The 13,572-nt window shown below is 63.4% G+C and carries 10 protein-coding genes, 1 tRNA gene and 1 pseudogene; 8 read left to right on the top strand and 4 right to left on the bottom strand.

Going from position 1 to position 13,572, the window contains the following annotated elements; all coding sequences use genetic code 11:
- A partial coding sequence (locus ACYOEI_RS21230; protein WP_462851567.1) for an NAD-dependent epimerase/dehydratase family protein occupies nucleotides 1-610 on the bottom strand: 610 nt, incomplete at its 3' end.
- Between the two features lie 849 nt (nucleotides 611-1,459).
- Between ACYOEI_RS21230 and ACYOEI_RS21225 the strand changes: the two genes are divergently transcribed.
- On the top strand, nucleotides 1,460-1,885 hold the full coding sequence (locus ACYOEI_RS21225) for a hypothetical protein (protein ID WP_462851566.1): 426 nt from the start codon (nucleotides 1,460-1,462) through the stop codon (nucleotides 1,883-1,885).
- Between the two features lie 35 nt (nucleotides 1,886-1,920).
- Nucleotides 1,921-2,190, top strand: a complete 270-nt coding sequence (locus ACYOEI_RS21220; protein ID WP_462851565.1) for a type 2 periplasmic-binding domain-containing protein — start codon at nucleotides 1,921-1,923, stop codon at nucleotides 2,188-2,190.
- 94 nt (nucleotides 2,191-2,284) lie between these two features.
- On the opposite strand, the gene ACYOEI_RS21215 is transcribed toward ACYOEI_RS21220, so the two are convergent.
- The 3 genes and pseudogenes from ACYOEI_RS21215 to ACYOEI_RS21205 form a co-directional block, all read right to left on the bottom strand.
- Nucleotides 2,285-2,356 (bottom strand) — tRNA-Ser (locus tag ACYOEI_RS21215).
- 252 nt (nucleotides 2,357-2,608) lie between these two features.
- Nucleotides 2,609-3,058, bottom strand: a pseudogene (locus tag ACYOEI_RS21210) (IS3 family transposase); the annotation flags it as partial.
- A gap of 473 nt (nucleotides 3,059-3,531) precedes the next feature.
- Nucleotides 3,532-5,451 carry an ABC transporter permease subunit gene (locus ACYOEI_RS21205; protein WP_462851564.1) on the bottom strand — a complete coding sequence of 640 codons (1,920 nt, stop codon included), beginning with the start codon at nucleotides 5,449-5,451 and terminating at the stop codon, nucleotides 3,532-3,534.
- 584 nt (nucleotides 5,452-6,035) lie between these two features.
- Here ACYOEI_RS21205 and ACYOEI_RS21200 point away from each other — a divergent pair.
- The 6 genes from ACYOEI_RS21200 (at nucleotide 6,036) to ACYOEI_RS21175 (ending at nucleotide 13,498) form a co-directional block, all read left to right on the top strand.
- Complete coding sequence (locus ACYOEI_RS21200) at nucleotides 6,036-6,917, top strand: cation diffusion facilitator family transporter (protein WP_462851563.1); 882 nt, start codon at nucleotides 6,036-6,038, stop codon at nucleotides 6,915-6,917.
- On the top strand, nucleotides 6,914-7,954 hold the full coding sequence (locus ACYOEI_RS21195) for an LIC_10091 family protein (RefSeq protein WP_462851562.1): 1,041 nt from the start codon (nucleotides 6,914-6,916) through the stop codon (nucleotides 7,952-7,954). Before ACYOEI_RS21200 ends, ACYOEI_RS21195 begins: the two co-directional genes overlap by 4 nt.
- 240 nt (nucleotides 7,955-8,194) lie before the next feature.
- Complete coding sequence (locus ACYOEI_RS21190) at nucleotides 8,195-9,853, top strand: DUF6599 family protein (protein ID WP_462851561.1); 1,659 nt, start codon at nucleotides 8,195-8,197, stop codon at nucleotides 9,851-9,853.
- Between the two features lie 126 nt (nucleotides 9,854-9,979).
- Nucleotides 9,980-11,089 carry a DUF362 domain-containing protein gene (locus tag ACYOEI_RS21185; RefSeq protein WP_462851560.1) on the top strand — a complete coding sequence of 370 codons (1,110 nt, stop codon included), beginning with the start codon at nucleotides 9,980-9,982 and terminating at the stop codon, nucleotides 11,087-11,089.
- 30 nt (nucleotides 11,090-11,119) lie between these two features.
- Nucleotides 11,120-11,713, top strand: a complete 594-nt coding sequence (locus ACYOEI_RS21180; protein ID WP_462851559.1) for a Uma2 family endonuclease — start codon at nucleotides 11,120-11,122, stop codon at nucleotides 11,711-11,713.
- A 102-nt stretch (nucleotides 11,714-11,815) separates the two neighbouring features.
- Nucleotides 11,816-13,498: a 4Fe-4S dicluster domain-containing protein gene (locus tag ACYOEI_RS21175; RefSeq protein WP_462851558.1), complete on the top strand. Its 1,683-nt coding sequence runs from the start codon at nucleotides 11,816-11,818 to the stop codon at nucleotides 13,496-13,498.
- The last annotated feature ends 74 nt before the right edge of the window (nucleotides 13,499-13,572 follow it).

Genomic DNA, 13,572 nt, shown 5'->3' with positions numbered 1-13,572 from the left:
CGAAGGTCCGCTTGAAGCCCCCCTCGTAGACGATCAGGTTGCGGTTCTTGACCGCCTGATAGGTGAAGTCGTTCGGCATCAGGTCGAGCCGCATCCGGTTGCTGACGCCGAAGGCGGTCGCGTACCGATAGGCCACGCCGTTGCCCGCGTCGAGGACCATCTGCTCGGCGGTCGCCTTGGTCTCACCGTAGAGGGTGATCGGGGCACGCGGGGTCTCTTCGTTGCAGATGTAGTCGGGGATCGAGCCGTAGATGCTGCCGGTGGAGGCGAAGATGACCTTCTGGTCGGGCTTGCGGAGCTCGAGCAGGGTGCGAGTTCCCTCGACGTTGGTCGTCTGGGCGACCTGCGGCTCTTTCTTGCAGGCGGGATAGCCGACGATGGCCGCGAGGTGGACGATGGCGTCGACACCGTCGAGGGCCTTCTTCATGCCGGCCGCGTCGGTCACGTCGCCCTTGATGAGCTCGAAGCGGTCGCTCTGGCAGCACGGGAGAAGGCCGTGTCCGCCAAACTTGAGCGAGTCGTAGACTCGCACGCTGTGCCCTTGCTCGAGAAGGAGCGGGACGAGCGTCGAGCCGACATAGCCGGCACCGCCTGTGACTAATAATCTCATGGTGGGTCCCATCCTTGGTTGCTGTTGACGTGCCTCGGTTGCCGCGGAGGAGACTTGAAGCGGCAAGACGGAGAGAGGCGACGAATCAGGCCCTCCTCCTTGCGGCCCCACCTACCTTTCGCAGTTCGACGAGATCGTATCCTTCCTCAGGAGACTCCGAAGGTTCACGTCGAGCTCCCGACGCCCTTCCGGTCATCACCTGTCTTTGCCCGTCGGCGGATACTATCGAAAAGTCGAGCCCTCATGTCAACGCCATTTTTCGCCGATCCTCGGCCTCCATCGGCGCAAACTCCAGGGGAAGTTCGCGTTTTCGCGAGAAGATATCGTGATAGCAGGGAATGCTCCTCTTTCGAGGATCGACCTGATGTTTCCGGCCGGATCCCGCGAAGGGATACGACCCGGCAAGCTTCTTCGTAACTTCCTGCCGCCACAAGTATAAAGAACGAACCTACAGCCCGGCGAGCTGGCGCTGCGGCGTCACGAGCGGGCTGTAACCTCGGCGGGTTGACAGATTGAGTGGAAGGAGAGGCCGCCCCGCGGTGAACTGGTTCACGATCAAGATCGCCAGTCACACGGAGGGCCTCCCCAAAGTTCACGCTATCGATCCGCGACCTCGATTACAACGCCGCCGTCTTCTCCGGCCGTTACGGCGCCGTGACCCGGCAAAGCCAAGCAAGTCATATGCAGTCGGCACGCCCTCTACGTGCAGGCCCATCGGCTCGAGCTACGGTTGCATGCCACGGACTCCGCACCCCCTCTGCCCAACAATCCCGTCGCGCAAGAGCCCCCATTGCGCCCACTGTCCTGAAGGTCGCCACGTCGAAGCGACGAGGCGTTGATGCTCGGGGCGTGGCCGGGGCCGCCCGCGCCGCCTGGGACCGGGCGTGCCGGTATTTTGCCCACACCGAGTGCCTCGAATCCGCCTGGGGGCGGGCCCATGCGTCATTGGACCTGTTCGGCCCCGACGACCGGCTCAACGCCCGGACCCATGCCGGAGGGGAGATCGCCTCGTTCTTGAAGGACCTGATCAACGAGGACTGGGCCAAGGTCCGGAATTTCCTGAAGGACCGGCGGAGCCTGTCGTTCCCGGACCGGATGCACCGGCGATTGGAATCGGTCGAGCCGTGGGGTGAGGCGATGGCTTGGCGTTGGTGGTTACGGCACCGTCGTCCGACGTCTCCGGGCCGGCTGTCGGGCCTGATCCGGTCGGTGGGCCGAGATGGGGAGTTGGCTGAGGGGGCCGCGCCTCGTACGAGAGGGTGTCGTCGGCCTTGAAGGGGACGGTCCGTTCGAGTAGCTCCGTGGAGTGCATGAACAGCGTGATCTGGATGCAGGCACGCCATCGGAAGAAATCATCGGGGGGCGGCATCCGGGAGGAATGGAAGTCATCGCTTCGTATTTTCGATCTCGCCGCGCATCTCACCGGCTATTTCCTCCTCATCGAAGAGGAAACCGGTGTCAGGTCCGCACGCGGGTTCATTGCAACCGAAGACGGGGCCTGCATCGTCTCGAGAATACACCGGAAGTCCAGGCAGCCGGTGCTCCGCGTGGCCGACCAGATCCGGGCGTCACGGCGGTAGATGGCCGAAATAATGCGGGTGGTTTCGCCGTCGGCGAAAGTGCGGGGCGTGGGGACAAAATGAGAATTGCGGCCAGGCGAGGGACGTAAGATTGCGCAGGGGGCGGGATTTGAACCCACGGCTCCGGGGTTCTAGCCCGGTGAGTTGACCGCTACTCCACCCCTGCGAAGACCTTGCATTGCAAAATTACCCGGTCATCACGGCTTCTTGGGCGGCGGGGTCGCGGCCTTAACTGGGACTGCCTTCGGGGCCTGGGACTTCTTGGGCTTCTTCTTTTCCTTGCCCTGCGAATTGTTGCCTTTCGCCATCGCGTACCTCGGTTCCTGAGCGAGAATTGGCCTGGTGTGGCCAATCTGGCCTCCTGGCAATTCAAGCAAACCACGCTTCGAGAATCGCGTCAAGGAGACGGCGGCGGCCGTCACAGCGATTGGATAACGGAACGTGGGGGTGGTTGCCGCGAGGCCGAAGTCCGGATGCTCCTCGCGCAGCGGATCTGCCCCAGGCGAACGAACGTTAGGGCTTGGTATCGCTGAATCCAATGATCCCGGAATGGCCGAATTGCGTATCGGCCTTGAATCAGGCTCTGTCGCGCAACGAGCGGGCTGTGGCTTCGGCGGGTTGACAGTTTGAGCGGACGACCGTCCTCCGTACGATCGTGTATAAAATCGTATGTCCAAATGTCGTTCTTGAATCGCGACGGCCGGCGCGTGCAGATGTTGGCGCTCACGCCGGACTTGGGGCCGAGTTCCCGCGGTTTTCTCAGCCTGATCGGGCTCTTCAGGCCCAGTTCTTTGCGGAGCCGCCTCACTCGTTGGACGCTCACCGACCAACCCTGCCGCGCCAACATCGCATGGATCCGACGATGCCCATGGCACGGTCGTTGTTAACCTGGGCCGGGACGTGACGCCGCCTCCATCGCTAATATGTCGTCCCGGCGATGGCGACCTTTCGGCAGATGTCAGAGATTGTCGGACCTTTGGCCAAGTCGCGGTCGAAGTCGCGAGACTTCCTCGGCCGTCCTTCGTTTCTTCATCGGTCCCTCCTTGGCACGGTTTACCGAGGGACTCCCATTTCGAGTGGATCGGTTTTCGGGGGAATTCCACGTCGTTCGACTTCCGGGAACTGCTCCGGACCGACCTCAGCCGGCTGGTGCAAAGACTGTCAACCGTTCAAAATACGGAATGAGACAGTCCCGGCGAGCTGCCGCGCAATCCCGCCGGGCCCTCGGCGATCAACATCGTCGATTCCACGATCAGCCGAGGCCTGGGTACGTCGTCGGAGATGTGCTTTCGGAAATTCCTCCATCCCGGCCTCTTTCCGAGAGACCGGGTGTGGAGACGTTCAACCTTGAATGGCACTGGTGCGGCCGAGAGCGATATCGAAGTCGCTGACCGCGGGGACGAGCATCGCCAGGAGGGCGAAGCCGTAGACCCCGACGCTGACGAGCAGCGCGGCCATGATGTCGCCGTTGAGGAGGCTGATCACGCAATAGAACGAGCAGAAGGGTGTCAGGAGCGCCACGAGGGCGATCGCATGCGACGGGTTCTTCGCACCGAGAGAGCCGAATAGGGCGACGCTCCCCGCCCCGATGAAGATCAGGAAGCTCAGGAGCTGCCGGCCGAATTCGCGGTCGCTCAGCAGGATGAGGAACGCACAGACGAGGATGCCGACCATCAGGAAGAAGATCGTCCCCAGGCTGTTGGCCACCGCAGTGCGGCTGTTCGTGTATGTGATCGCGGCATGGATCCCCAGCATCGCCGCGAAATGCGCGAGCAGTAAGAAGTCGATGATCACGTAGGCCGCTGATTCGAGCGTCATCGCCCCGATGATCGCGAACCAGGCGGCCAAGAGGACAGGTAACGCGACCATCTCCTTGGCGTTATAGAGGACGCCATAGAGCTTCCCGTAGATGAATTGCTTGGGAGAGAGCTCGGTCACGAGGAGCAGGTCGAGGGCCCCCGAATCGCGTTCGCTCGTGAGCGAGGTGACCCCCTGGGCGTTCACGAGCACGAGGCTCAGGATGGCGAGCGGGATCAAGGCCCGGGCCGGCCTCCAGGGGTCGTTTTCGACATCAGGGTTGGCATAGAAGAAGGCCACCGCGAGCGCGAAGGCGAGGATGTAGGCCCCCTTGATGATCAGCGGTTTCGTCCCGTAGGCGCGAGTCATCAGCTCTCGCCAGAGGATCGGGTGATCTCCCCACGGCCGGCGGTATGAGCCGATGGTCTTGACGATCCGGCGATGGGTTCGCCTCGGCACATGCAAGCCGGTCGTGACGCCAGGGTCGTCCGGCAACCCAGCCCCCGCCATTGCCGGGGTGCCCGCGGTCGAGGGAGGGACGTTCGCGGAGGAGCCGACCAGCGTGGTGGATACTCCGGCCCCGACGAGCACGGGCTCGGCCATCTCCTCGACCTCGATGAGCGTCTCCACAATCTCTTCTTGCTCTCCTTCGCGTTGCTCGCGAGGTTCTTGGTTTCCGGGGTTCCAGACGCGGAGCCGGAATACCCCGAAGACCAGGAGTGCAAATGCCAGCGAGGAGGCGACCACGACGAAGCTCAGGCTTGGCCGGACCATACCTCCGGCGGACCCTTCCGCCTGGTGGATGATCGCGAAGATCGTCCGATAAGGGTTGAGAGCCGTCGCGATCGGCGTCCCGAAGAGCCGGGCCTCGGGGAAGGCGAGACCGACGGCCTCGATGCCGATGATGGCGAGCACGACGAGCAGGACGGTCAGGGCCAGCGACTGGAAGGTCCGGTCACGCCAGAGCGCGACGAGCAGCCCGAGCGATCCCCCCGCCACGCCGGCGGCGGCGGTCACGCCGATGATGTCGACGATTTGGGCCGGCGCGATCCCACCCATGAGCATGCATAAGAAAAAGACCGGGGTCGACGTGGCGAGAAAGGTCACGATCTGGAGCAGGCTGGCCATCAGCTTCCCGAGGACGATCTCGGTGTCGCTCAGGTCGGTCATCAGGAGGAGGACGAACGTTCGGCGATCCTTCTCGTGGGCGACGGACGTCGCTGCGGCCAGGGGAGCAAAGAAGAGCATCAATGTGAGCTGGATCAGGACGAACAACTGGAAGAGCAGGCCGCCGAACCGTGCGATGACACCGAACTCGCGGATTTCGCGCCAGCCGATGAAGGACTGCCACGCCGTCCACATCAGCACGAAGAGCAGACCGACGTAGGACGCACGCGCCACGTAGAACCTGAGCGGCCGAGGGGCGGTGATCACTTCTCGGGCGATGATGGGGCCGGCGAACAAGAGCAGTCCTCCCAAGGAGTGTCGGCGCGAACGGACGAACGCGGGCCCCGGGACCCACCTTTTGTTTGTCGCTACGCTCGTCGGCAATAAAAAGATCGATCCGCAGATGAATCCAACGCGATTTTCTCGCGGGGTTCGGGTCACGTCGACCACGCTCGCACAATTCTCGACCCCGGCAGGTCCGGGACCCGCCGGGATCCTCACAGGTCTCTTGGAGGAGCCATTGGCCTGCCTCCACTCTTGCCAGTCTACCAAACCGCTCCGACGCTTCCCAAGAGCGAGAAGCCACCTTCTACAAGTCCTCCTCCTTCCTTCATCGATAGCCCTCGTTGAATCTTCGGGGCCTAGATGGCAGACTCGATGGTCGAGACTTCGGCCGGAACGGCGGATCGCGAGGGCGGGCGGGTCAGTCGCTCGCCCATGGTCTGGCCTAGCAAGGCCTCCGCCGTCCGCAGCCGAACATTTGGGACGGGAGATCGAGAGCCGGACGGGGATGGATCCACACTGCCCCATTCGTCGCGGGTCGGAGACCGCATCCTTGTTCTCGTTCGACCGTCGAGAACCCGAGAACCCCCGGGACGGATATGGGCGATACGCATACTCTCTACCGACAGGCGCGGCAGGCGGCCGCCCTGGGGCTCGGGGTGAACCTTAGCTTCGGTCTGGTCAAGCTCCTTGGCGGAATCTTTGGGCATTCGTTCGCCCTGGTGACCGACGCCTTCCATTCGCTCATCGACGCGGTCATCTCCGGAATGCTCCTCGGCGCCCTGATCTACGCCGAACGTCCGGCGGATACCGAGCATCCCTATGGGCATACCCGCGTCGAGGCCGTCGCCGGTGCATGCATCGCACTATTCTTGATGGTGCTCGCACTCGGAATCTGCTGGGAGGCCTGGAGCCGTCGCAATCAACCACATTCGACCCCTCATCTGGTGACACTGTTGATCGCGGGAGTCGGAGCCGTCGTGCAGGAAATGCTTGCACGCTACGCCGCGAGGACGGCCCAACGGACCGGGTCGAACGCACTCCTCGCGACCGCCTTCGACTATCGGATCGACGTCATGGGATCGGTGGCGGTCCTGCTGGGAGTCGCGATCACACGTTGGGGAGGCCCGGAGTGGGCCTGGGCCGATGACGCGGCCGCCGCATTCATCGTCGCCATGATCTTGATCCTGGCCGGCCGGCTCTTTCGCGACAACGTCCAGGAGCTCATGGATCGTCAGGCCGAACCCGGGATGCTCTCCGAAGTCCGCCGAGAGGCGTTGGCGGTCCCGGGTGTCCGGGGCGTCGAGAAGTTGAGGGTCCGGAAGGCGGGCCTGGAATATCTCGTCGACATCCACGTCGAAGTCGACCCCGAGCAGACCGTGCGCGAGGGGCATGCCATCGCCCATGCGGTGAAGGATCGCGTGATCCACCAGGTCGTGCCGATTCGCGACGTCCTGGTCCACATCGAGCCCTCGGAATGAACCCCGAGGCGCGTTCACTCTCGGAGATCCTCTTCCCGGCACGGGATGCACGGTTCGATGCGATCATCGAGGCGCTCTCCGTCCCCGAGACCGGGCCCGCCTCCGATAATCTTATCAGCAACGAAGATTCTTATCCGCGCGTGGCCGGTGAGATCGCACGCGAAGTCGGCCCCGAGGGGGTCTACCTGGGCGTCGGGCCCGACCAGAACCTGACGCTCCTCGCCCACGCTCGACCGAGCCTCGCCTTCATCCTCGACTTTCGCCGAAAAAACCTCCTCCTCCACCTCGTCCACAAGGCGTTGATGACCCTGGCCGAGGACCGAGTGGATTACCTTTCTCGATTGACCGCCCGACGTCCCGGGCGGCTTCCGGCCGATCCGACCGTCGAGGACTTGGTGGATGTCTTCGGTGCGGCACCATTCGACCACGCCCGCTTAAGCGGTGTGATCGCCGACGTTGCCAGGGTCTTGAAGCCTCTCGGTGTCGTGCGCGAGGGCGAGTGGGCTACGATCGCGACCATCCAGGCGAAGCTCGCCGGGCCGGGACTAGGGGCGCGCTTCCTCGCGCTCAAGATGTACCCGACCTTCGCTCGGCTCATGCTCACCAAAGATCGAGATGGGCAGCCGGCCCATTTCCTCGCCCGAGAGTCGACATATCAGCTCGTGCGATCGCTGCAGGTCGGCGAACGGATCCTTCCGCTGGTCGGCGAGTTTGGCCGAGGACCGTGCCTGGAGGGGCTTGGCCTTTGGCTTCGGCGGCATGCGCTCTCGATTTCGCTCATCTACATCTCGGATGTCGAGTTCTTCCTGTTCCGCTCGGGTCGATTTCCGACGTACCTCGATGAGCTGGGGCGGCTTCCCTGGACCAGGGACGCGCGACTCGTTCGGACGAGTACCCGCGAGATCGTCCACCCCGATCGAGTCCCGGGCGACAGTTCGACGACCTCGATCGTCCCGGTCGCGGCCTTCCTTGCGGCCGCCCGCGCGAAGGCATACCGCTCGGTCGACGATCTGTTCGGGATCGACGAGCCCCAATGACCGCCACGCCGAGGCTCGGTCCAAAATAGTTGGGCCGTGGATTCGAGTTTCGTCGCTATTTCCCCTGTGGGACGATATGCGCAAGACGTTCCGAGTCCCCTCCACCCCTGCCTGGACGATCCCAACCCGGCTCAGACCAGGCGATTGCTGACTGATTCCCCCCTCCGCTATAATACGGAAAACCACGATCGATCACGCTTGGGTGATCGCCGGATTCCCGCACTCGAGGCCGATGCCACGATGAATTCCACGGCGACCGCGGCGAAACTCCGAGACTTCTTCTGGAACGATCCCCTCATGGCGATCGCGGTCGCCGCGGCCATCTTCGCCATCGCGACGACGCCGATCGCCTTCGCGATCTTGGGCCGGCTCGACTGGTTCAAGGCCCGTCGCGGCCGGGTGATGCAGCGTCCCGAGTTCTCGTCGATCGTGTGCGGCATGCTCCTCGTGATGGGCATCCCCGCCATGTTCACGGCACTCGTGATCAAGAGTCAATATTTCGACAAGAATCGATACGAGTTCGACCCCAACCGCACGTGGTCGGTGCTGGAGCAAGGGCGCGGCTACGGCGACCTGAAGGACGCCGACGAGGCCGTGAAACGGGAGATGACGCGTCTGGCCGACGTCCGCAAGAACATGGTCGAGAACGTCAAGAAGCTCGACGAGGCGATGCTGGCGCTCCGCTCGGTCGCGGGCACGTCCCCCTCGGTGGCCAGGGCTCTCCCGGCCGTCTTGCAACGGCTGGCCAAGGTCCACGAGAGCATCAACCTCGATGGCCCGCAGCAGTTGATGGACTTCACCGCACCCCCGGCCGAGCTCGTCGCGGCCGGCGGAGCGATCCCGGCACCCGCCGTCGCCGCGTCGGTCACCCCGACGGCCCCCACGAGCCCGACCCTGGCAGCTCCCGCTCCTGCACCCGCCGAAGGCGACGGAATGACCAAGGCCTTGGCCGACGCCGAAATCGCGACCGTCCCCGAGCCGCAACGGCCCCTTGCGAACATGCTCCCCTTGACCGATCTCCCGGCCGGCTGGGTCGTCGGCAAGTCGGGGGACAAGCACCTCGAGTCGTTCAACGCCGAGAACCTCTTCGAGAAAATCGACGGCCGGGCCGAGAGCTTCATCCAGTACGACGTCAAGGGGATGGCCTACACCAACTATCACCCGGCCGGCGACGAATCAAACGAGCTTCAACTCTACATTTTCCAGATGGGTGACACGCTGAAGGCCCTGGGCAAATACGGCTCGGAGAAGCCCGAAGAGGCGAAAGCGTTGTCGATCGGCGCCAGCGGCTATACCTCGGCCGGGAGCACTCTCTTCTACTCGGGCCCCTACTACACCCAAATCGTCTCGACGACCGACGACCCCAAGTTCTCGGCGTTCGCCCTCGAGCTGGCCAAGCGGATCGCTGACCAACAGAAGCCGAAAACCGAAGCAGGCGGCTCGCCGGACCCGTCGGGCCCGGCTACTTCGACGCCCGACGCGATCTTCGCCCTCCTGCCGGCGGGTCACGGCCGGTCGACACCGAAATACGTGGCGCAGGACGTCTTCGGGTACAGCTTCCTCGCGGACGTCTTCATGGCGGATTACGAGGAAATGGGGGTGACCTGGCAGGGGTTCCTCCGCCCGTATGCGACTCCGAAAGACGCACAAGCCGTCCTCGACCAATACCTGGAAGGGGCGAAGAAAGATGGGGCCGAAATCAAGACTCTGGAGCAGGCAGGCGCCGACCGGATGGTCATCAGCTCGAACATCGGTTTGGTCGATGTCTTCTTCTTGAAAGGGAACGTGATCGGAGGCGCCAATGGGGCGACCGACCCGAAGCCCGCTGAGGCGTTCGCCCGCGAGCTCGTGACGGCGCTGCCGGCCACCGTCGTCCCCGTCGACACCGGCAAGAAATAATTGAGCCCAGGCCGTAAGGCGTCGAAGCCGAGACGGATGAGTCGACCCCCCCCCTGCCACGCGTCGGCTCGCTTCGACGACAACCTACCTTGACGGTTTTCGAGTTTCCCCTACCCGAGGGCCGCGATGAGCGAAAAACTGACCAGGACCCAGCAGAAGAACCTGGAACGGCTCGGCGGCGTGAACCCGGCCGACGAGATGTTTTCACGACGCCAGTTCCTCACGCAGGTTGGCGGGACGGGGCTCGTCGCCGGCGGTGCCCTCGCCGGGGGCCTGCTCGTCCGCGATCGTTGGGGGATGGAAGGGGTCAAGCCGCCACCCCCCGTCCGCCTCAAGGACTACTCGGTCAGCCTCTCGCCCAGCAAACCGAATCTGGTGGTCGTGCGATCGACCCCCCCTCGGCCCGAGCAATTCGACTCGCGCGAGGCCGAGCTCCAGGCTCGCGAGGACCAGGCATTCAAGATGGTGAAGGCCGCCCTCGACACCATGGGGGGTGACAAGGGGATCGGCCAGTTCATCACCAAGGGCGACGTGGTCGTCATCAAGCCCAACGTGGCGTTCGACAAGAACCCCGACCTCGCCGCCACGACCCAGCCGGATACCGTCTCTGCGGTCGTCAAGCTCTGCTTCGGGGCCGGCGCCCGCAAGGTCATCGTCGCGGACAACCCGATCAACAACCCCGAGAGCTGCTTCTTCAAGACCAAGGTCGGCGAGGCGGCCGTTCGCGCGGGCGCCGAGCTGATGATGCCGCAGGACAGTTACTTCGAGCAGCTCTACGTCGGCGGTGAGACGATCACCCATACCTGGCGGATGTTTTATAGGCCCTTCCGCGAGGCGACGAAAGTCATCGGCATCTCGCCGGTGAAGGACCACAACCTCTGCAAGGCGACCGTCACGATGAAGAACTGGTACGGGTTGCTCGGCAACCCCCGCAACCAGTTCCATCAGAACATCCACGGCATCATCTCCGACTTCGCCTTGATGATGCGGCCCACCTTCGTGATCGCCGACGGCCGCAAGCTCCTGATGCGCAACGGCCCGACCGGCGGTAGCCTCAATGATGTCAAGAAGTCCGACACGATCGTGGTCGGGACCGACTGTACGGCCGTCGATAGCTGGTGCGTCACCCGCCTGCTCGAGAAGCAGCGGCACGACATCATCTACCTTGATAAGGTGATCGCTCGAGGCCTCGGCAAAGACTGGCGCCCGCAGTGGACCCAGGAGATTACCGTCTGACGACCGCTCCCTCGTCTGGACTCGCGATCCATGAGTCGTCTTACCGAACCCCTGATGCTGAAATTCCGCCCGGGCCTCGTCCTGTCCGACGCGGAATTCGGGAAGCTCTGCGCGTCGCATCCCGAGCTTCGTCTCGAACTCTCTTCGAGCGGTGAGCTCGAGATCATGGCTCCAGCAAGTAGCGACACTGGGGGGCGGAACTTTCGCCTCACGGTTCGGCTTGGTTACTGGGTTGAGGCGACCGGACGGGAGAAGGCGTTTGACTCATCGGCCGGGTTTACCTTGCCGAACGGCGCAATCCGCTCTCCCGACGCCTCGTGGATCGACGAACGCCGTTGGAATCTCCTCCCTCCCGAGGAACACAATCGCTTTGCTCGAATCTGCCCCGACTTCGTCGTCGAGCTCCGCTCACCGACGGATCGTAAGAGTGTACTTCGTCGTAAAATGCGAGAATACCTCGATCAAGGTGCACGCCTCGGTTGGCTCATCGACCCCCTTAAGGAAACGGTCGAGGTCTACCGAACCAACCAACCGGTCGAGGTCCTCGCTCGCCCGTCGACGCTCTCGGGCGAAGCGGTCCTGCCCGGCTTCGTGCTCGACTTGAAGGGCATCCTGTTCGACTGAACTCGTTCGATCTTTTCTTCCTCTGACTCGGTTTCATTCCGCAACTAACCTGGTGATCGCGTCTCGAGTGGGGCGAAATCACTCGCCGGACGGAGAACGCTGATGGTCAAGATCCGACGAGCTTATGAAGCCCTCTTCCTCGGGCTCTTCTTGTTCTTCCTCCTGATCACCGACCTGCGCTATCTCAAGGGTTGGCCGGTCTCGATCTTCCTCGAAGCGACGCCGCTCGTCGCCGTCTCGACGGCGCTCACGACCCACACACTTTATCGCAACCTCGTCTGGGGCCTGGTGATCATCGCGATCACAATGGTCCTGGGGCGAGTCTGGTGCAACTGGATGTGCCCCTTCGGCATCCTGCACCACATCTTCGGCGTCATCGGCAATCGCCGAAACACGAAGCAGATGATCGAGGTCAACCGTTATCGCAAGATCTTCGCGATCAAGTATTATATCCTGACCGCTATGCTCGCGATGGCCAGCCTCTGGATCGTCCCCACCATCTTCTCAACCCCCGGCGCGATTTACTCCGCGTACACCAGCAAGGAACTGCCTCAGTCGGGCGTCTCTCGCGTCTTCGCGGCGATCGGCACCGGTGTCTCTCAGGCGGCCGAGGAGCACAAGACGGGCAACAGTACGCTCCAGATCGGGCTCCTCGACCCGATCGCGTTGACGGTCCGCTCGATGACCACGAGCGTCCTCCCGACCGCCCAGATGGCGACCGAGAGCATCTACACCGAGCCTCGCGAATACTGGCAGGCCTGGATCGTCGGGATCATCTTCATCGGGTTGCTCGTCGCGAACTGGTGGATCCCGCGCTTCTTCTGCCGGACGCTCTGCCCCCTCGGGGCCTTGCTCGGGATCTTCAGCCGGTTCGCCCTCTGGCGGATCGACCGCGACCCGGTCCGTTGCACCGATTGCGACCTCTGTCTCAAGAGCTGCGAAGGGGCGTCCGACCCGCAGGGTGACCTCCGCAAGAGCGAGTGCTTCGTCTGCCTCAACTGCATCGAGGATTGCCCCCATGATGCCCTCGCCTTCCGATTCTTGCCCAGGAAGGCGAGCGAGGTGGCCTATCCGCTCGTCGGACGTCGTCAGCTACTCCTCGCCGGCCTCTTCGGCATCCTCTTCTTCCCGATGGCGAGACTGTCCGGAGGCGTCCGAAAGAACTTCAACCGCGCCGTGATCCGGCCTCCCGGCTCGGTCGCCGAGGACGAGTTCCTGCGACGTTGCATCAAGTGCGACCAGTGTATCCGGGTCTGCCCGACCAACGTCCTCCAGCCGAGCCTGTTCGAGTCCGGGGTCGAAGGCCTCTGGACGCCGATCATGATCTCGAAAATGGGCTGGTGCGAGCTGAACTGCACCCTGTGCAGCCAGGTCTGCCCGACAGGGGCGATCCGCGAGATCTCGATCGCAGAGAAGCTGGGCGTTGGCCCGTTCGAGGCCAAAGGACCGATCAAGACGGGGACCGCGTTCTACAACCAGGGGCGATGCCTCCCCTGGGCGATGGACACGAGCTGCGTCGTCTGCGAAGAGGTCTGCCCGGTCAGTCCTAAGGCCATCTTCACCCGAAACGTCGAGATGACGGATCGCTGGGGAGCGACTATCGAGCTCAAGCGGCCCTACATCGACCCCGTGCGCTGCATCGGTTGCGGCATCTGCGAGCACGAGTGCCCCGTCAAGGACGATCCCGCAGTGTATGTCACGGCGATCGGCGAAACTCGTGACAAGAGCCGTTCGCTCCTCCTGACCTTGGTCGAGGACGACGTGCAAGAGATGGTTTCGATCTGAGCCCTCCTCGGGCCGGTCGTCACCTGCCTCCCTAATGAACCCGCTCCTTCTGGAGCGGGTTTTTTCATGCCTGC

This window comes from Singulisphaera rosea, assembly GCF_054877945.1.
Note: the sequence above shows the minus strand (reverse complement) of the source record. Positions and strands in the feature narration are given on the sequence as shown.

Excerpts from the sequence above, each read along its gene's own strand:
- ACYOEI_RS21220 (WP_462851565.1), top strand. The coding sequence starts at position 1,921 with ATGAACAGCGTGATCTGGATGCAGGCACGCCATCGGAAGAAATCATCG.
- ACYOEI_RS21200 (WP_462851563.1), top strand. The coding sequence starts at position 6,036 with ATGGGCGATACGCATACTCTCTACCGACAGGCGCGGCAGGCGGCCGCC.
- ACYOEI_RS21195 (WP_462851562.1), top strand. The coding sequence starts at position 6,914 with ATGAACCCCGAGGCGCGTTCACTCTCGGAGATCCTCTTCCCGGCACGG.
- ACYOEI_RS21190 (WP_462851561.1), top strand. The coding sequence starts at position 8,195 with ATGAATTCCACGGCGACCGCGGCGAAACTCCGAGACTTCTTCTGGAAC.
- ACYOEI_RS21185 (WP_462851560.1), top strand. The coding sequence starts at position 9,980 with ATGAGCGAAAAACTGACCAGGACCCAGCAGAAGAACCTGGAACGGCTC.
- ACYOEI_RS21180 (WP_462851559.1), top strand. The coding sequence starts at position 11,120 with ATGAGTCGTCTTACCGAACCCCTGATGCTGAAATTCCGCCCGGGCCTC.
- ACYOEI_RS21175 (WP_462851558.1), top strand. The coding sequence starts at position 11,816 with ATGGTCAAGATCCGACGAGCTTATGAAGCCCTCTTCCTCGGGCTCTTC.